Annotated in this window: 16 protein-coding genes, 1 tRNA gene and 1 pseudogene; 7 read left to right on the top strand and 11 right to left on the bottom strand. The window is 72.8% G+C overall.

Annotated features, from left to right (window positions below):
- Positions 1 to 3 precede the first annotated feature (3 nt).
- Together F3L20_RS09505 and F3L20_RS09500 are read right to left on the bottom strand one after the other, a co-directional pair.
- Complete coding sequence (locus tag F3L20_RS09505; protein WP_150153807.1) at positions 4 to 792, bottom strand: ferritin-like domain-containing protein; 789 nt, start codon at positions 790 to 792, stop codon at positions 4 to 6.
- Between the two features lie 389 nt (positions 793 to 1,181).
- On the bottom strand, positions 1,182 to 2,237 hold the full coding sequence (locus tag F3L20_RS09500) for an LLM class F420-dependent oxidoreductase (protein WP_024885202.1): 1,056 nt from the start codon (positions 2,235 to 2,237) through the stop codon (positions 1,182 to 1,184).
- Between the two features lie 189 nt (positions 2,238 to 2,426).
- On the opposite strand from F3L20_RS09500, the gene F3L20_RS09495 reads away from it, so the two are divergent.
- The gene (locus F3L20_RS09495; RefSeq protein ID WP_150153805.1) at positions 2,427 to 3,413 is read left to right on the top strand and encodes an aldo/keto reductase; all 987 of its coding nucleotides are present in this window, start codon (positions 2,427 to 2,429) and stop codon (positions 3,411 to 3,413) included.
- On the top strand, positions 3,410 to 5,470 hold the full coding sequence (locus tag F3L20_RS09490; protein ID WP_150153803.1) for a helix-hairpin-helix domain-containing protein: 2,061 nt from the start codon (positions 3,410 to 3,412) through the stop codon (positions 5,468 to 5,470). Before F3L20_RS09495 ends, F3L20_RS09490 begins: the two co-directional genes overlap by 4 nt.
- A gap of 224 nt (positions 5,471 to 5,694) precedes the next feature.
- On the opposite strand, the gene F3L20_RS09485 is transcribed toward F3L20_RS09490, so the two are convergent.
- Positions 5,695 to 6,375 carry a hypothetical protein gene (locus tag F3L20_RS09485; RefSeq protein ID WP_206338879.1) on the bottom strand — a complete coding sequence of 227 codons (681 nt, stop codon included), beginning with the start codon at positions 6,373 to 6,375 and terminating at the stop codon, positions 5,695 to 5,697.
- Between the two features lie 47 nt (positions 6,376 to 6,422).
- Here F3L20_RS09485 and F3L20_RS09480 point away from each other — a divergent pair, with 47 nt between their 5' ends.
- A complete protein-coding gene (locus F3L20_RS09480; protein WP_004933366.1) occupies positions 6,423 to 6,611 on the top strand; it encodes a DUF5703 family protein in 189 nt (62 codons plus the stop codon).
- A gap of 78 nt (positions 6,612 to 6,689) precedes the next feature.
- On the opposite strand, the gene F3L20_RS09475 is transcribed toward F3L20_RS09480, so the two are convergent.
- The 3 genes from F3L20_RS09475 to F3L20_RS09465 all read right to left on the bottom strand — a co-directional run bounded on the left by F3L20_RS09475 (position 6,690) and on the right by F3L20_RS09465 (position 9,394).
- A complete protein-coding gene (locus F3L20_RS09475) occupies positions 6,690 to 7,505 on the bottom strand; it encodes a chaplin family protein (RefSeq protein WP_150153801.1) in 816 nt (271 codons plus the stop codon).
- A gap of 167 nt (positions 7,506 to 7,672) precedes the next feature.
- Complete coding sequence (gene chpH, locus F3L20_RS09470; protein WP_006135972.1) at positions 7,673 to 7,906, bottom strand: chaplin ChpH; 234 nt, start codon at positions 7,904 to 7,906, stop codon at positions 7,673 to 7,675.
- A gap of 162 nt (positions 7,907 to 8,068) precedes the next feature.
- The gene (locus F3L20_RS09465; RefSeq protein WP_150153799.1) at positions 8,069 to 9,394 is read right to left on the bottom strand and encodes a M20/M25/M40 family metallo-hydrolase; all 1,326 of its coding nucleotides are present in this window, start codon (positions 9,392 to 9,394) and stop codon (positions 8,069 to 8,071) included.
- A gap of 200 nt (positions 9,395 to 9,594) precedes the next feature.
- Between F3L20_RS09465 and F3L20_RS09460 the strand changes: the two genes are divergently transcribed.
- Both F3L20_RS09460 and F3L20_RS09455 read left to right on the top strand, forming a co-directional pair.
- Positions 9,595 to 9,679, top strand: a tRNA-Leu gene (locus F3L20_RS09460).
- 65 nt (positions 9,680 to 9,744) lie between these two features.
- Positions 9,745 to 10,122, top strand: coding sequence for a YchJ family protein (locus F3L20_RS09455; RefSeq protein WP_150153797.1), 378 nt, complete (start codon positions 9,745 to 9,747; stop codon positions 10,120 to 10,122).
- Between the two features lie 16 nt (positions 10,123 to 10,138).
- Here F3L20_RS09455 and F3L20_RS09450 read toward each other — a convergent pair whose 3' ends face one another.
- A complete protein-coding gene (locus tag F3L20_RS09450; protein ID WP_150153795.1) occupies positions 10,139 to 10,840 on the bottom strand; it encodes a FadR/GntR family transcriptional regulator in 702 nt (233 codons plus the stop codon).
- 137 nt (positions 10,841 to 10,977) lie between these two features.
- On the opposite strand from F3L20_RS09450, the pseudogene F3L20_RS09445 reads away from it, so the two are divergent.
- Positions 10,978 to 11,507 (top strand): annotated as a pseudogene (locus tag F3L20_RS09445) (gluconokinase).
- The gene (locus F3L20_RS09440) at positions 11,504 to 12,901 is read left to right on the top strand and encodes a GntP family permease (protein ID WP_150153793.1); all 1,398 of its coding nucleotides are present in this window, start codon (positions 11,504 to 11,506) and stop codon (positions 12,899 to 12,901) included. Before F3L20_RS09445 ends, F3L20_RS09440 begins: the two are co-directional and overlap by 4 nt.
- A 65-nt stretch (positions 12,902 to 12,966) precedes the next feature.
- Here F3L20_RS09440 and F3L20_RS09435 read toward each other — a convergent pair whose 3' ends face one another.
- The 4 genes from F3L20_RS09435 to F3L20_RS09420 form a co-directional block, all read right to left on the bottom strand.
- Positions 12,967 to 13,590, bottom strand: coding sequence for a cytochrome b/b6 domain-containing protein (locus tag F3L20_RS09435; protein ID WP_150153791.1), 624 nt, complete (start codon positions 13,588 to 13,590; stop codon positions 12,967 to 12,969).
- On the bottom strand, positions 13,574 to 14,248 hold the full coding sequence (locus F3L20_RS09430; RefSeq protein ID WP_150153789.1) for a molybdopterin-dependent oxidoreductase: 675 nt from the start codon (positions 14,246 to 14,248) through the stop codon (positions 13,574 to 13,576). The genes F3L20_RS09435 and F3L20_RS09430 overlap by 17 nt, the downstream gene beginning before the upstream one ends.
- A gap of 180 nt (positions 14,249 to 14,428) precedes the next feature.
- The gene (locus F3L20_RS09425) at positions 14,429 to 15,970 is read right to left on the bottom strand and encodes an APC family permease (RefSeq protein WP_150153787.1); all 1,542 of its coding nucleotides are present in this window, start codon (positions 15,968 to 15,970) and stop codon (positions 14,429 to 14,431) included.
- A 53-nt stretch (positions 15,971 to 16,023) separates the two neighbouring features.
- Positions 16,024 to 16,974: a hypothetical protein gene (locus F3L20_RS09420; RefSeq protein WP_150153785.1), complete on the bottom strand. Its 951-nt coding sequence runs from the start codon at positions 16,972 to 16,974 to the stop codon at positions 16,024 to 16,026.
- Positions 16,975 to 17,260: the final 286 nt, after the last annotated feature.

Genomic DNA, 17,260 nt, shown 5'->3' with positions numbered 1-17,260 from the left:
GGGTCACGCCGCTTCCGGTTCCGGGGTCGCCGGGCCGCCCAGCGCGTCGCGCCGCTCGGGCATCCGCAGCGAGACCATGCGGCGCCAGCCGCCCAGGCGTTCGTACAGGTACATGGCGTGGATGCCCGCCGCGAGGAGCGCCGCCTTGGGCTTCGGCCAGCCGAGGACGCGGCCCATGTGCGCCATCACGGCGAGGCTGACGTCGCGGTAGACGCGGATCTCGGCGAGCGCGCACTCACGCAGGGTGCGCCGGATGGCACGGCCGTGGCCCGCGTAGGCGAAGCGCAGCAGTTCCTCGTGGCAGTAGGCCAGGTGGTTGTCCTCGTCGTTGGAGATCATCCGCACCGCGCGGCCGAGGTCGGGGTGGTCGGCGAAGTGCTTGCGGAGCTGTTCCATCTGCTCGGAGGCGCGCTGCTCGGTGACCCGGCTGTGGGCGAGGTAGGTGACGATGTCCTGCACGGTGAGCGGCTCGTCGCGCTTGAGCTGGTCGTGCGCCAGGCCGATGCCGTTGCGCTCCAGCAGCATCGTGTAGTCGGTCTCCGGCGGGACCGGGACGGGCTCCAGGCCGCGCTTCTTCAGCAGGGCGTTGAAGATCCGGCCGTGCTTGTCCTCGTCGGCGCCGTGCCGGGTGATCTTGGGGGCCAGGTCCCGCTGGGTCTCGGGCACGAGCGCCGCGATACGGGCGTTCTCCCAGCCGCCCTGGGACTCTCCGCTCGCGGCGATCGAACAGAACAGCGCGAACGACTCGTCGTTGTCGAGGATCTCCTGGAACAGGCTCTTTGCCGACAGCATGGGGCCACCTCTCCGCGGCGTCCGCAGGTCCGCGGTCCGCACGTCCACAGTTCCGCAAAGTTGGAGTCAAGTGCGCCGGTGGAGGTGCGGCAACAGGTGCGGCGGACGACTCCGCCAATTGGAGTACGTGCGGGGCGAAGAGGGGGCGAACCGGTGCGCGGGAGGGGGGTGCGGACACGTGCGCGCGGGCGGACGGGACGCGGTGCGGAGCGCGGAGGTGGTACGCGGTGGTGCGGGGCGCGTAACCCCGGGGCCTGCGGGCGTTGAGGGGATGACGGCCGTGGCGGGGTCGACCCCCGAGCCCCCACCACGGCCGCGGAACTCCCGGCCGCCGCCGCGCGGGACGCGGCGGCGGCCGTGCGGGACGCGGCGGCGGCCGTGCGGTCGGGTCAGGCGAGGCCCGCGCGCTCCAGCGCCTCGACGCCGGCACGCAGCGAGGAGAGCCGTTCGTCGAGGGTGAAGCCCGCCGGGGCGAGGGTGAGGGTGGTGACACCGGCGGCGGCGTAGGCCTTCATGCGGTCGGCGATGCGGTCGACCGAGCCGAGCAGCGTGGTGCCGTCGATCAGGTCGTGCGGGACGGCGGCGGCAGCGCCCTGCTTGTCGCCGGACAGGTACTTGTCCTGGATCTCGGCGGCCTCCTGCTCGTAACCCATGCGGCGTGCGAGCTGGTTGTAGAAGTTCTGCTTGCGGCTGCCCATGCCGCCGACGTACAGCGCCGTGTAGGGGCGGAAGGTGTCGGCGAGCGTGGCGAGGTCCTTGTCGTCGCCCACGGCGAGCGGGAGCGTGGGGCAGATGTCGAAGCCGTCGAGGGTCTTGCCGGCCTTCTCGCGGCCCGCGCGCAGGTGGCGGACGGCGGTGTCCTCCAGGTGCTCGGCGGACGGGAAGATCAGCAGGGCGCCGTCGGCGATCTCGCCGGTCTGCTCCAGGTTCTTCGGGCCGATCGCGGCGATGTACAGCGGGATGTGCTCGCGCTGCGGATGCACGGTGAGCTTCAGGGGCTTGCCCGGGCCGCCGGGGAGGGGCAGGGTCCAGTGCTCGCCGTCGAAGGAGAGGCGCTCGCGGGTCATCGCCCTGCGGATGATCTCGACGTACTCGCGGGTGCGGGCGAGCGGTTTGTCGAACGTGACGCCGTACCAGCCCTCGGAGACCTGCGGGCCGGAGACGCCGAGGCCGAGGCGGAAGCGGCCGCCGGAGAGGGAGTCCAGGGTGGCCGCGGTCATCGCGGTCATGGCCGGCTGGCGGGCCGGAATCTGGAAGATGGCGGAGCCGACGTCGATGCGCTCGGTGCGGGCGGCGACAAAGGCGAGGACGGTGGCGGCGTCGGAGCCGTAGGCCTCTGCCGCCCAGCAGACCGCGTAGCCGAGCCGGTCGGCCTCCTGGGCCACGGCGAGGTTGTCCGCGTCCATTCCGGCGCCCCAGTAGCCGAGGTTGATCCCTAGCTGCATGGCCGTCTCCCCTTACCGATCAGTAACGTGATGTGTGCGCCGACCCTATACCTCCGGTGGTCGCCGGTGGGGTGCCCGCGGGGCCGGTCGCACGGTCCCGGCCGGGGGCCGCTGCCCTCGCGCGGCGCCCGGAAAACGGTTGTCCACAGGCCCCCACACGCAACACTCCGGCCAGTAATCTCGGCGTTCATGGAGCAGAGGCATCTCGGCCGTACCGGCCTGCGTGTGTCCCGGATCGGGCTCGGGACCCTCACCTGGGGCCGCGACACCGACGAGCACGACGCGGCAGAGCTCTTGAAGACGTTCTGGGACGCCGGCGGGACGCTCGTCGACACGGCCGACGTCTACGGCGACGGGGACGCCGAGTACCTGCTCGGACGGCTGATGGACGGGCTGGTGCCGCGCCGGGACCTGGTGATCTCCACGAAGGCCGGCAGCGTGCCCGACCCCGACCGCCGGTTCGACGGCTCACGCGGGCATCTGCTGTCCGCCCTGGACGCCTCCCTGGCCCGCCTCGGCACCGACTACGTCGACGTGTGGCACGTCCACGCCTACGACCCCGCCACCCCGCTGGAGGAGACGCTCCAGGCGCTGGACATCGCCGTCTCCAGCGGCCGGGCGCGCTACGCGGGCGTCTCCAACTACTGCGGCTGGCAGCTCGCCAAGGCGGCGACCTGGCAGTTGGCCGCGCCCGGCGCGCGCACCCGCCTGGCGAGCACCCAGATGGAGTACTCCCTGCTGCAGCGCGGGGTGGAGCGGGAGGTGCTGCCCGCCGCGATCGACCTGGGCATCGGCATGCTGCCGTCCTCCCCGCTCGGACGGGGCGTGCTCACCGGCAAGTACCGCAACGACGCGACCCCGGTGGACTCGCGCGGCGCCTCGGAGCACCTCGCGCCGTTCGTCGCCCCCTATCTGGACGACACGGCGAGCCGGATCGTGGACGCCGTGACGACCGCGGCCGACGGGCTCGCCGTGACCGCGTTGCAGGTGGCGCTCGCCTGGGTCCGCGACCGGCCCGGGGTGACCGCGCCCGTCGTGGGCGCCCGCACGGCGCAGCAGCTGTCGGCGGCGTTGTCAGTGGAGGCGCTTAGTCTTCCTGACGAGATCTGCCGGGCGCTCGACGACGTGTCGGCTCCCGTGCACCGCTATCCCGATCACGACTGGAGCACGCTGTGAGCACGCCCGAGACCCCGGAGGAGCCGAAGAGCGCGGCGGACGACGCGCCCGCCGAGGGCGCGCAGGTGTCCGAGGCCGAGGCCGAGCTGGCCGCGCAGCGCCTGGAGCGGGAGCGGATCGAGCGGCGGAAGGCGGAGCGTCAGGGCCCGATCACGGCCGGGACCGCGCTGAGCGGCACGGCCGCGGACCTGCTCGCCGCCGTACGGGCCGTGGAGAGCGGCGAGAAGCCGCCCGCCACCGTGTTCGAGGAGGCCAGGCCGGCGCCCCGGCGTCCCGCGCCCGAGCCGGCGCGGCGGGCCCCGGTGGTGAGCCAGGGGCCCGCGGCTCCCGCCGAGGGCACCGTCGGGGAGGTCCGGGAGGTGCTGGCGCAGGGCGGTGCGCCCGCTGCTCTCGCCCCGCCGGCCGCCTCCGTGCTCGGGGAAGGCGCCGCTCGCGTGCTGCGGGACGATCCGTGGCAGCTGCTGCGGGTGCCGGGGGTGCGGCCCGAGCAGGCGGACGGGTTCGCGCGGGCGCTGCTCGGCGGGGAGACCGGGCCCGCCGACGAGCGGCGGGGCCGGGCCGTCACCGTCTGGCTGCTGGAGCAGGCCGCGCCGGCCGGGCACACGGTGCTGGAGATGGCCGCGCTCACCGAGGCGCTGGGCCGGCAGGGGGTGCCCGCTCCCGAGGACGCGGTGCGCGACGCCATCGCCGAGGGCGACGTCCTGGTCTTCCAGGACGGCCTGGGCGACGACGCCGGGGAGGACGGGGGCGAGGCCGCGGAGAGCGAGGAGCAGCCGGTCCAGGTCCTGGTGGGTCTGGAACGCTGCGCACTGGCCGAGGAGAGCCTCACCGACGGCCTGGCCCGCCTGATCAACTCGGTGCCCAAGCAGGACGGGGCGGGCGAGGACTGGGAGCGCGCGGCCGCCGCGGCGGAGGGCTCCGCGGGCGAGCTGATCCGCGCGGTCGCGGGGCACGGGCTGGTGCTCCACACCGGCGGGGAGGCCGCGCTGGCCGAGCCGGCCGCCCTCCTCGACGCGGCGCACGCCATGGGGCTGCGCGCCTGGGCCGCCACGCACGGCCCGGTCGGGCGGGCGCGGTTCGCGGACCGGGTGGACGGCCCCGGCGTCGCCACGGTCGCCGGGCTGCTGTCCGGTGCCGAGGGACCCGGGCGCGACCCGGAGGGCGCGCTGGCCCTGGACCTGCTGGTGGTGCTGGACGCGCCGCAGCTGGACGTGGAGACGGGCGCGCTGCTCACGGAGTCGCTGCCGGACGGGGCGCGCCTTGTGCTGTCCGGTGATCCCGGGGTGCTGTGGTCAGTTGGACCCGGGCGGGTGTTCGCGGACCTGCTGGCGGTGCGGGCCTGTCCGCAGATCGCCTCCCGGCGGCCGGACCCGGGGCCGCTCGGTGAGCTGGTCTCGGGGATCGGTGTCGGCGAGCTGCTCCAGGTGGAGGCGCCCGGCAAGGAGGTCGTCATCGTGCCCGTGCGGGACGCGGGCGAGGCGGTGCACCGGACCGTGCAGCTGGTGGTGGACTCGGTGCCGCGGGCCATCGGGGTGCCGGCGGAGGAGACGCAGGTCATCACGCCGGGGCACGGCGGCGCGGTCGGGACCCGCGTGCTGAACGCGGCGCTGAAGGAGCGGCTGAACCCGGGACCGGGCCGCTTCGGCGGCTTCGATCCCGGCGACCGGGTGGCGTACTCCCCCGCCCACGGGCGCACCCTGCCGGGCCGCGTGGTCGGGGCGGACGACGAGGGCCTGCGCCTGGACTGCGCGGGCGAGCGGATCGTGGTGCCGAGGGAGCGTGTGGAGCAGTCGGTACGGCACGGCTGGGCGCTGACCGCGCACCAGGCGGTGGGCTCCCGCTGGCCGGCGGCCGTCGTGGTGCTGCCCGGTGACGCGGTGCCCGCGCTGAGCCGCCCCTGGATCTACACGGCGTTCAGCCGCGCCGACCGGCACCTGTCGGTGGTCCACGGCGTCGACCAGGCCCTGCCCCGCGCCGTGGCCGAGGTCACGGCGAAGCCGCGGACGACCCGGCTGCCGGAGCTGCTGGCCCCGCAGCTGCCGACGACGCCCGCCTGAGCAGGCTGTCGCCGGCCGCTGGCCGGCAACGCACCGAGGCGGCGCGGGCGGCTGGTGGGGGCCCGCGCAGGGGACCGGGGCCGGCTGCCGGGGACCGGGGCCGTGGGTCGGCCGGGCAAGCTGTCGGCGTCGGGGCTGCCCCGGGCGGTGGCTGCCGCCGGCCGGAGAAGCAGGACGGCGGCGGCACCGAAGTGCCGCCGCCGTCGGCGCTGTACCGAAGGGGGTCAGCGGTCGGCGTCGAGTGGTTCCAGCTCCTCGTCCGGGGCCAGGACCGCCTCGATGTCGTCGTCGCTCTCGTCGTCGCCGTCATCGTCGTCGAACACGGCACTGACGTCGAAGCGGCAGACCACCGTCTCCGGGTCCACCTGCTCGAAGGGCGCCTCGAGCCACTCCCCCGGGTCCGGGATCTCGTCCGATGCCGTGACCCAGAGCGTGGAGTCGCCCTCCTCCAGGCCGAACTCCTTGTGCCGGGAGGCGATCTCGTCCGGTTCGTACTCGCCGAACAGCAGGCCGAGCGCCCCGTGGACGGTGCCGGAGGCCTCCGGACTCTCGTCGTCCGCCTCCTCGATCCGCTGGGCGTGCGCCAGCAGCCGCTGCGGTTCGGCGACGGCGTAGTCGCGACGGATCAGCACGCTCACGGCGTTCGGTTCCTCGGGCCCGGCGTACGGCGGGAGGGCTTCCTCCGCACTCGGGATCTCGAAGGGGGTGACCTCGTCGTAGCGGTCGTAGAGCAGTTCGTCGTACGTCTCCGCGGCCGCGGCCAGCTGGTTGAAGGCCTCGTAGACGGCCGGGTCGTCGTCCCCCGACCGGCTCTCGACCGCGCCCAGGTGGCGGTCGATCGCGGTCTTCACCGCCTCGGCGGCGGCACGTACCTCGGCAGCGGTGGGCTGCGCAGCATCAGACATAGTGCAGACGCTATCCGTACCGGGGGCCGGCCCGCACAATAGATGCGATGCCGGAATACGAATTTGTCGACGTGTACGTGCCGCGCGGGGTGTCCCGCAAGGAGACTGCGCGTCTGCTGACGGACCATGCCGAGTACGGTCACTGGGAGTTGTACCGCCTGACGCTGATGCGTGACGGCAGCCGCAGGGTGCGGCTGCGGCGGCGGATCATCCGCCAGGTGCGCGCCACCTGGTGAGCTGAGCACGCCCGACCGGAGTCAACAGGTGGAGCGGACCCCGCGTTCGGTCGCGGGGTCCGCTCCGTGTGTCCGAGATCACGCCGCGGCGCGCGCCTTGCGGTAGAGGACCGCGCCGGCGAGCAGCGCACCCGCGCCGACGGGCAGCACGAGTCCCATCGGCAGCTCGCTGCCGGTCTGGGCGAGTTCCGCGTCGCCGTGCGGGCCGGACTGGGCGCCCGGCTGGTTGCCGGACGAGGGGCCGTCCGGGGTGCCGGGAGTCCCGGGCTCACCAGGGTTACCCGGCTCTCCAGGGTTACCGGGTTCACCCGGGTTGCCAGGGTTACCAGGCTCTCCCGGCTCACCGGGATTACCAGGCTCACCGGGATTACCGGGCTCACCAGGGTTACCGGGCTCCCCCGGGTTGCCAGGCTCCCCCGGCTCCCCCGGCTCACCGGGGTTGCCCGGCTCCCCCGGCTCACCGCCGTCGTGCCCCGTGTTGGCGCAGCGGTTGTCGCCCGTGCCGTTGCCCACGCCGATGATGTCGACGCTGTTGCCACAGACGTTCACCGGCACGTGCACCGGAACCTGCACGACGTTGCCGGAGGCCACGCCGGGCGAACCGCTCGCCTTGCCGTGGGCGTGCGAGCCGCCGTGGCCGCCGGAGCCGCCCGTGTTGGCGCAGGCGTTGCCGACCGCCGGGTTGAGGATCCCGACGACGTTGACCGTGTTGCCGCAGACGTTCACCGGCACGTGCACCGGGGCCTGCACCACGTTGCCGGAGAGCACGCCCGGCGAGCCGTTGGCACCGCCCGTGGCCCCGGAGTCGGCGTGGGCGGCGGCCCCGCCCGCGGCGGCGAGCACACCGGTGGCGGCGGCCATGGTCATCAAGCCCTTGCGGGTGACCTGTCGCATTTGCTGAATTCCCTGTCCTCGGACCTGCTGCCGAGAGGCGGCGTCCGCCGCGTCCCGGATTCTCGACGTATGGGGGGAACCGGTCGGCCCCGGAGCGCATGGCGCGCGCTCCGGGGCCGACGGGCTCGAACCCTCAGCGGGTGTTCCCTAGAGGGCGAGACACGACATCACGCGTTGACGCAGGTGTTGCCGAAGGCAGGGTTCAGCAGCCCGATCACGGAGATCGTGTTGCCGCAGACGTTCACGGGGACGTGAACCGGCACCTGCACGACGTTGCCGGACAGGACGCCCGGGGAGTGCACGGCGGCACCCTGGGCACCCGAGTCGGCAGCGGCCATGCCCGCGCCCGCGAGAACCAGACCACCGGTGGCGGCCGCGACGGCGACGACCTTCTTCAGCATGTATTCCTCCTAGTTGGCAATGTGATCCAAAGTCGCGGATCACATCACAGGTAACGAGGAGGAAGTAATGAGGCTACGAGCTTATGGTCGCATTCACTCTTCCCGGTCAACTCCGTACGTCTGCCCGATTCTTGGGATCACCGGCCCGCGCCGGAACACACCTCAGGACGCGTCGAGGAATCGGTCGAGCACACGGACGCCGAACGTGAGACCGTCGACCGGCACCCGCTCGTCGACACCGTGGAACATGCCCGCGAAGTCCAGCTCCGGGGGCAGCTTCAGCGGCGCGAACCCGAAGCAGCGGATGCCCAGGTCGTCGAAGGACTTGGCGTCGGTGCCGCCGGAGAGCATGTAGGGCACGGCGCGCGCGATCGGGTCCTCGGCGCTGAGCGCGGTCTGCATGGCGTCGACCAGCCGGCCGTCGAAGTCGGTCTCCAGCGCCTTGTCGGAGTGCACGTCCTCGCGCCGAACGCGCGGGCCGAGGATCCGGTCGAGGTCGGCGAGGAACTCCTCCTCGTACCCGGGCAGGAAGCGGCCGTCGACGTGCGCGGTGGCCTGGCCGGGGATGACGTTGACCTTGTAGCCGGCGCCGAGCTGGGTGGGCGCCGCGGAGTTGCGCAGCGTGGTGCCGATCATGCGGGCGATGCCGCCGAGCTTGGCGAGGGTCTCGTCCATGTCCTCCGGGTCGAGCTCGGTGCCGAGCGCGTCGGAGAGCTCGTCCAGGAAGGCGCGGACGGTCTTGGTGACCCTCACCGGCCACTTGTGGCGGCCGAGCCGGGCGACGGCCTCGCACAGCTCGGTGATGGCGTTGTCGTCGTTGGTCATCGAGCCGTGGCCGGCCGTGCCGTCGACGGTGAGCCGCATCCAGTGCATGCCCTTCTCGGCGGTCTCCACGAGGTAGAGGCGCAGCTTCTCGTTGACGGTGAAGGAGAACCCGCCGACCTCGCCGATCGCCTCGGTGACGCCCTCGAACAGCTCGGGGTGCCGGTGCACCAGGTGCTTGGCGCCGTAGGTGCCGCCGGCCTCCTCGTCGGCGAGGAAGGCGAGGACGATGTCGCGCGGGGGCTTACGGCCGCTGCGCATGCGCTCGCGGACGACCGCGAGGGTCATCGCGTCCATGTCCTTCATGTCGACGGCCCCGCGCCCCCACACGCACCCGTCGGCGATCTCGCCGGAGAAGGGGTGGTGGGTCCAGTCGTCGGCGTTGGCGGGGACGACGTCGGTGTGGCCGTGGATCAGCAGGGCGGGCCGCGACGGGTCCTCGCCCTCGATCCGGGCGACGGTGGAGGCGCGTCCCGGGTGGGACTCGAAGATCTGCGGCTCCAGGCCCACTTCGGCGAGCTTCTCGGCGACGTACTCGGCCGCCTTGCGCTCGCCGGGGCCGGAGTGGTCGCCGTAGTTGCTGGTGTCGATCCGGATCAGCTCGCGGCAGAGGTCCACGACCTCGTCCTCACCGGTGACGCCCTTGGCCGGGTCCGTCTGGCTCACGTGCTTCCTCCCGCTGCTGGTGTTCCCGCTGGTGGGTCCCCCTCATCCTCCCTCGCCCGCGGGCCCGCCCCAAGACCCGGCCCGGCCCGTCACACGCCGTTCACGCGACGACGCGGCGGGCGGGGGTGATCGGCCACCCCTGAACACCTGGTAATGTTTACGTCGTCGCCGCGGGGGGAAACCCGCGCGACAGACACCTTGTCCGGGTGGCGGAATGGCAGACGCGCTAGCTTGAGGTGCTAGTGCCCTTTATCGGGCGTGGGGGTTCAAGTCCCCCCTCGGACACTTGGAACACGAGGGCCGCGACCGCGAGGTCGCGGCCCTCGGTCGTTGTACGGAAGGTGCGCCTCATGACGTCTCGCACGCCCTGTCCCTGCGGCCTCCCCGAGACCTACGAGGAGTGCTGCGGCCGCTTCCACGGCGGAGCCGCCGCCGCGCCCACCGCCGAGCGGCTGATGCGGTCGCGGTACTCCGCGTTCGTCAGGCAGGACGGGGCGTATCTGCTGCGGACCTGGCACCCGCGGACGCGGCCCGCCCGGCTCGACCTCGACCCGGGGACGCGGTGGACCGGGCTGGAGATCCTGGGGACCGAGGCCGGCTCCGCCTTCCACACCACCGGCACGGTGACCTTCCGCGCCTCCTACAAGGGCGGCTCCCTGCACGAACGCAGCCGCTTCGAACGCGTCGACGGCGCCTGGGTGTACGTCGACGGCGACTTCCTGGAGTAGTCGGGCGCCGGCGGCGCTACGGCGCCAGGATGTCCAGTTCCTGGAGGGCGCCCTCGGTGATTTCCCGGGTGAGTTCCTCCGCGCGGGCCGCGTCGCGGGCACGGACCGCTGCGGCGAGCTGGACGTGCAGGGTGACGGCGGCCGGGTCCGGGTCCTCGAACATGACGTCGTGGTGGGTGCGTCCGGCCAGTACCTCCGCGACGACGTCGCCGAGGCGGGCGAACATCTCGTTGCCGGAGGCGGTCAGGATCACGCGGTGGAACGCCACGTCGTGGAAGAGGTAACCCTCCAGCTTGTGTCCGCGTGAGTGGGCGACCATCCCGAGGGCGCACTCGGTGAGTTCGGCGCACTGCTCGGCTGTCGCGTTGCGCGCGGCCAGACCCGCCGCGACGGGTTCGATCGCGGAGCGCAGCACGGTGAGGGAGCGCAGCTGGCGGGGGCGGTCGGCGCCGGCCAGGCGCCAGCGGATGACCTGCGGGTCGTACACGTTCCATTCGCAGGCCGGCAGGACGGTCACGCCGACGCGGCGCCGCGACTCCACCAGGTGCATGGACTCCAGGACGCGGACCACCTCGCGCATCACGGAGCGGGACACGTCGAAACGCTGGGCGAGCTCGTCGGTACGCAGGACACTGCCGGGCGGGTATTCGCCGGCGGTGATCTCGGGGCCGAGGGTGTCCAGTACGCGGCCGTGCAGCCCCCGGCCCGTGGTGCTCATGCACTCAGAGTACGGGGCGGATCACACGCATAAAAAGTCAGACTTATTCGTCACAGACTCTTGAAGTCGTCGTACTTATGAGTTTCAGTTGCCGTCGACATCACGTGTCGACGAAGACAGCAGACAGTGAGGCAGCGATGAACACCCCCCACGTCGTCGTGGTCATGGGCGTCGCCGGGACGGGCAAGACCACCATCGGTCCCCTGCTCGCGGCCCGTTTCGGCGTCCCGTACGCCGAGGGCGACGACTTCCACCCGCAGAGCAACATCGCCAAGATGTCGGCAGGCACCCGCTCACCGACGACGACCGGTGGCCCTGGCTGGACGCCATCGGTGACTGGGCGCAGCAGCGTGCGGGTCTGGGCGGCGTGGTGAGCTGCTCGGCGCTGAAGCGGTCGTACCGTGACCGGCTGCGGGCCGCCGCACCGGGTGTGGTCTTCGTGCACCTCACCGGTGACCGCGCGCTCGTCGAGGACCGGATGTCGCACCGCAAGGGGCACTTCATGCCCACGGCGCTGCTCGACTCCCAGTTCGCCACGCTCCAGCCGCTGGGGCAGGACGAGGCCGGGGTCGCCGTGGACGTGACGGGCAGCCCCGGAGAGAAGATCCCCTTCCCCCTGGGGCCGGCCACTCCCCCGACCCCCGTACACCCTGAGGATCCACCGTGACCAGACTCAGCGTCGAGATGCTGGCAGCGGACGCACCCGAGCCGATCACCTCGGCCGGCCACGCTCAGCTGGGCATCGCCGTCCTGGCGGGCATAGCCGTCATCGTCCTGCTCATCACCAAGTTCAAGCTGCACGCCTTCCTGTCGCTGACCATCGGGTCGCTGGCGCTCGGTGCCTTCGCCGGGGCGCCGCTGGACAAGGTGATCACCAGCTTCACCGCCGGACTGGGCTCCACCGTCGCCGGTGTGGGCGTGCTGATCGCCCTGGGCGCGATCCTCGGCAAGATGCTCGCCGACTCCGGCGGCGCGGACCAGATCGTCGACACCATCCTCGCCAAGGCGAGCGGCCGTGCCATGCCGTGGGCGATGGTGCTGATCGCCTCGGTGATCGGCCTGCCGCTGTTCTTCGAGGTCGGCGTGGTGCTGCTGATCCCGGTGGTGCTGATGGTCGCCAAGCGCGGCAACTACTCGCTCATGCGCATCGGCATCCCCGCGCTGGCCGGTCTGTCCGTGATGCACGGCCTGGTCCCGCCGCACCCCGGCCCGCTCGTCGCCATCGACGCGGTCGACGCCAACCTGGGCGTGACGCTGGCGCTCGGTGTGCTGGTCGCGATCCCGACGGTGGTCATCGCCGGTCCGCTGTTCTCCAAGTACGCCGCCCGCTGGGTGGACGTCCCGGCCCCGGAGCGGATGGTCCCGCAGCGGCCGTCGGAGGAGCTGGAGCGGCGCCCCGGGTTCGGCGCGACGCTGGCCACGATCCTGCTGCCGGTCGTGCTGATGCTCGCCAAGGCGCTGGTCGACATCGTGATCGACGACCCCGAGCACCAGGTGCAGCGCGTCTTCGACGTGATCGGCTCCCCGCTGATCGCGCTGCTCGCGGCCGTGCTGGTCGGCATCTTCACGCTCGGCAGGCCCGCCGGCTTCAGCCGGGAGCGGATCTCCTCCCTGGTGGACAAGGGTCTGGCGCCGATCGCGGGCATCCTGCTGATCGTCGGCGCGGGCGGCGGCTTCAAGCAGACGCTGATCGACACCGGTGTGGGCCGGATGATCCTGGACATCTCCGAGGACTGGTCGATCCCCGCGCTGCTGCTGGCCTGGCTGATCGCGGTGGCGATCCGGCTGGCGACGGGCTCGGCGACCGTGGCGACCGTCTCTGCGGCCGGTCTGGTCGCACCGCTCGCCGCCGACATGTCGACCGCGCACACCGCGCTTCTGGTGCTGGCCATCGGCGCCGGTTCGCTCTTCTTCAGCCATGTGAACGACGCCGGCTTCTGGCTGGTGAAGGAGTACTTCGGGCTGAACGTCGGCCAGACGATCAAGACCTGGTCGGTCATGGAGACGATCATCTCGGTGGTCGCGGGGGCGCTGGTGCTCCTGTTGTCCCTGATCATCTAGCCGGGTCCGGGTTCACGAAGGCCCGTCCCGTCCCTCGTCGAGGGGCGGGACGGGCCTCCGTCGTGTCAGGGGTGCCACAGGGGGTGCTCGCGCTCTGCCCATTCCCGGCCGACCGAGCCGGTGCGCAGGCCGCGGCGGGCCTCGGGGTCGGCGAGGGCCATGCCGATGTGCCCGGCGAGGACGATGCCGACGGTCAGCGCCAGCCAGTCGTGGACGAAGGTCGCGGCGGTCCGCCAGACCAGCGGGGTGAGGTGGGTGAACCACATCAGCAGCCCGGTGCCGAGCATCACCAGGGTGGCCCCCGCGATCCAGGCCGCGTAGAACTTCTGTCCGGCGTTGAACTTCCCGGCCGGGCGGGAGGCGGGGCGGCGGTCGCGGCGCAGGGCGGCCCGCAGCCAGACCCGGTCGTGCGGGGCGAAACGGTTGAGCCGGCCCAGGTCGGCGCGGAACGCGCGGGAGACGAGGGCGGCGAGCACGGGGACGGGCAGCAGCAGGCCCGACCACTGGTGGAGCGTGACGACCAGGGCGCGGCGGCCAGCCAGCTGGGCGAGCTGGGGGACGTAGAGGCAGGCCGCGGTGGCCACGCAGACACCCATCAGTACGGCCGTGGCGCGGTGCGCCCACCGCTGGGCGGGGCCGAAGCGCCGTACGGTCGTGGCGGCGGGCGGGGCGTCAGCTCGTGGGTGCATCGTCGCGTCCGTTCGAGCGGCCGACCCAGGCGTCGACGTCGTAGCCGCGCACCTCCCAGTAGCCCGGTTCCACGTCCTCGGTGACGGTGATGCCGGAGAGCCACTTGGCGGACTTGTAGAAGTACATGGGTGCCACGTAGAGGCGCACCGGGCCGCCGTGGCCGTGGCCGATGTCCTCGTCCCGCATGCGCAGGGCCACCAGGACGTCGGAGCGGCGGGCCTGGTCGAGGGTGAGGCTCTCGGAGTAGGCGCCGTCGAAGCAGGTGAAGCGCACCGCGCGGGCGGTGGGGCGCACGCCGGCCGCGTCCAGCAGCCGGGACAGCGGCACGCCTTCGAACGGGGCGTGCGGCACCCGCCAGCCGGTGACGCACTGCACGTCGCGGACCGTACGGGTCTGCGGCAGGGCCTTCAGGTCGGCGAGGGTGTAGGTGGCGGGGCGGTCGACGAGGCCGTCGACGGTGAGGCGGTAGGTCCGTGCGTCCTTGCGGGGGACGGACGCGGTGACCGAGTAGTAGCGGAAGCCGCCGCCGTTCGGCAGCAGTCCGGTCAGGCCGGTGGGGTCCCGTTCGGAGGCGCCGGCGAGGAAGGACTCCAGGCCGCGCTGGAGGGTGGGCGCGGCGGCCAGGCCGAGCGCGCCGAGGCCGAGGGTGCCGAGCAGGACGCGGCGGCCGACGGGCTTGCCGCGCGCGTCCGCGTCGTCCGCCTCGGCTCCCGTGCGGGGGCGTCCGGGTCGCGCGGGGCTGTTCGGGATTCACCCGACATTCGAGCACCCGCGCCCCGGGCCGGGCCAGGGAACGCGGGTGCTCGTCAGACTTCCGTAAGACGGGTGGCGGGTGTCCTACGGGGTGCGCTCGGCCTCCTTCTCCAGTTGGAAGGCCTCGTTGCCCAGGCCGATGCGGGCGTGGGTCTCGGGGGCTCGGGCGCGCAGGATCGCGCCCTGGACCAGCCCGATCACGAGGGCGAGGCCGATGACGCCGGGCAGGATCCAGCGCAGCGCGGAGTCCGGGCCGGTGCCGACCAGCACGTCGAAGTCCTTGACCGTGTAGACGGCGATCACCACCAGGGCGAGGCCGGCGACGGTCGAGGTGACCAGCCGCCATGCCTGCGCGCTCGCGGCGCCGCGCCGTACGAAGAAGACGACGACGGACAGCGAGGCGATGGCCATCAGGACGATCACGCCGAGCGCGCCGATGTTGCCGCCCCAGGTGAACAGGTGCAGGACGGGCGCGGTCGGGTCGCCGGTCGGCTTGTCGTCGGTGAGCGCGAAGGTCAGCACCAGCACCGCAGCGATGCCGGTCTGCAGCAGGGAGCCGGTGCCGGGGGCGCCGCTGGTGCCGGTGGTGCGGCCGAAGGTGGCGGGCAGCAGGCCCTCACGGCCCATGGCGAAGGCGTAGCGGGCGACGACGTTGTGGAAGCTGAGCATGGCGGCGAACATGCCGGTCACGAAGAGGATGTGCAGCACGTCGGTGAAGGTGGCGCCGAGCCGGTCCTCGGTGAGGAGGAACAGCAGGCCCGCGCTCTGCTCCTGGGAGGTGCCGACGATCGCGGAGGGGCCGGTGGCCACGGTGAGCGCCCAGCTGCTGATGGCGAAGAAGACGGCGACGCCGGTGACGGCGAGGAACATCACGCGCGGCACCAGGACGTGCGGCCTGCTGGTCTCCTCCGCGTACACCGGGGCCTGCTCGAAGCCGAGGAAGGCCGCGATGCAGAAGCACAGGGCGGTGCCGACGCCGGCGCCGGTGAGGGTGTCCGGGTTGAAGGCGTGCAGTGACAGGCCCTCCTTGCCGGGGTCGGCGACGGCGGCGATGTCGAAGACGACGACCAGGACCACCTCGATGACCAGCAGGACGCCGAGCACCTTCGCGTTGACGTCGATCTTCAGCCAGCCCAGCGCGCCGACGGCCAGCACGGCGACGAGGGAGGGTATCCACCAGGCGACCTCGAGGTCGGCGTAGGTGGCGAAGAGGCCGGAGACCTCGAAGCCGAAGATGCCGTAGATGCCGACCTGGAGGGCGTTGTAGGCGACCAGCGCGACCAGGGCGGCGCCCGCGCCGGCGGTGCCGCCGAGCCCGCGGGAGATGTAGGCGTAGAAGGCACCGGCGTTGTGGACGTGCCGGCTCATCTCCGCGTATCCGAGGCTGAACAGCACCAGTACGGCGCCCAGGACCACGAAGAGCAGCGGCTGCCCGACGATCCCCATCACCGCGAATGTGGTGGGCATGACACCAGCGACCACCATGAGGGGGGCGGTCGCGGCCAGGACGGAGAGCAGCAGGCCCCCTGTGCCGAGGCGGTCGGCCCGCAGGGCGCGCTCCTGCCCCTTGAAGGTGCTGATCCCTTCGGCTGGGGCTCTGTTGGTGCTCGAACTGTCCGTCGTCATCTCGAGACCGTCCTTGGATCGGTGGTGGGTGCGGGGGGGCGTCGGGGTGGGGGTCAGGCCGTGCCCACAGCGGCGGCGCGGGCGGTACGGAAGGCGGTGACGCCGTCCCGGTCGGGATAGGACCAGGGGGCGGGGGTGGCGTGCTCGCCGATGCGGTGGAACAGCGCGGCGGCCTCGGCGCCCCGGCCCTCGCAGACCTTGGCGTGGGCGAGGAAGTTCAGGTCGACCAGCCGGCGGGGGTGGTCCTCGTGCTCCCACTCCAGCCACCAGTCGAAGGCCGCCTTCATCACCTGCCGTGCACGGCGTCCGACCCAGTGCCCGGAGGCGACCGGGTCGGGGGGCTCGTGTCCGGCGGCGGCCAGGGTGCGGTAGCGCTCGGCGTGCGCGATGACCGGCAGGATGGCGAGCGGCGAGTCGGCGGGGGCCTGTTCGGCGGCCCAGTTGGCGAAGTCGTACACCTCGTGCAGCGGGTCCGGGCCCGCCTCCACGCGGCGCTCCGCGAGCCAGCCGACCACCAGGTGGTGGGCGTGGTGGTGGTCCGCGTAGCGGGTGCGGACCTGCTCGAAGACACGGACCACGTCGCCCTCCGCGCCCAGCGAGCACTCCAGCATCAGTAACCCCAGCCAGGGCGTCGGGTCGTCCGGCAGCAGCGCGGCGGCCTTCTGGCAGGCGTCGCGGACCCCGGCGGGCTTCTCCTTGCCGCGCAGCCCGCGCCGCACCTGGGCCAGGGCGAGCAGCACGGCCGCGTCACCGGAATCGGGCTCGGCGAGCAGCCACTCGCGGGCCCACGGGGCGCAGTACGGCTCGCGGGCGAGCACCGTGATCCGGTGCCCGCGGCGGTCCCACTCGTCCCCCGTCCGGACCAGCAGCGAGCGGGTGCTCTGCCACCGCCCCTGGGCCAGTGCGGCCCGCGCGGCGACGAGTTCGGCGTCGTCAAGGGCCTCGTCATGGGCCTGTGCCGCTCGTTTGCGGGCACGGCCGAGGGGAGGCGGGGGTGGGGACACCGCGGAACTTCCTCACGCGCTTCTCTTGTCATACGGCTCACGGCGGGTGGTCGGTGGCAGTGGTCGGCTGCCGCCCGCCATGAGCTGATCACGGACAGCAAACCGCCCGCCAACGGATCACGTCAAGGGCGCAGGGGGTGTTACACGCGTCAACTGCGGTCACGAACGGGCAACTTGTGGTGTCGGGGGGCGCGCCGACACCGCGGGTGCCGTTCGGGGCGGGAGGCGGGCGCGCTGCTTTGATGGCGGTAGGAGTCGGAGCGCACGAGTGGGAGCGGGATGAGCG

It is taken from the genome of Streptomyces tendae (genome assembly GCF_008632955.1).
GTDB lineage: Bacteria > Actinomycetota > Actinomycetes > Streptomycetales > Streptomycetaceae > Streptomyces.
This window is presented reverse-complemented; position numbering and strand designations above follow the sequence as displayed.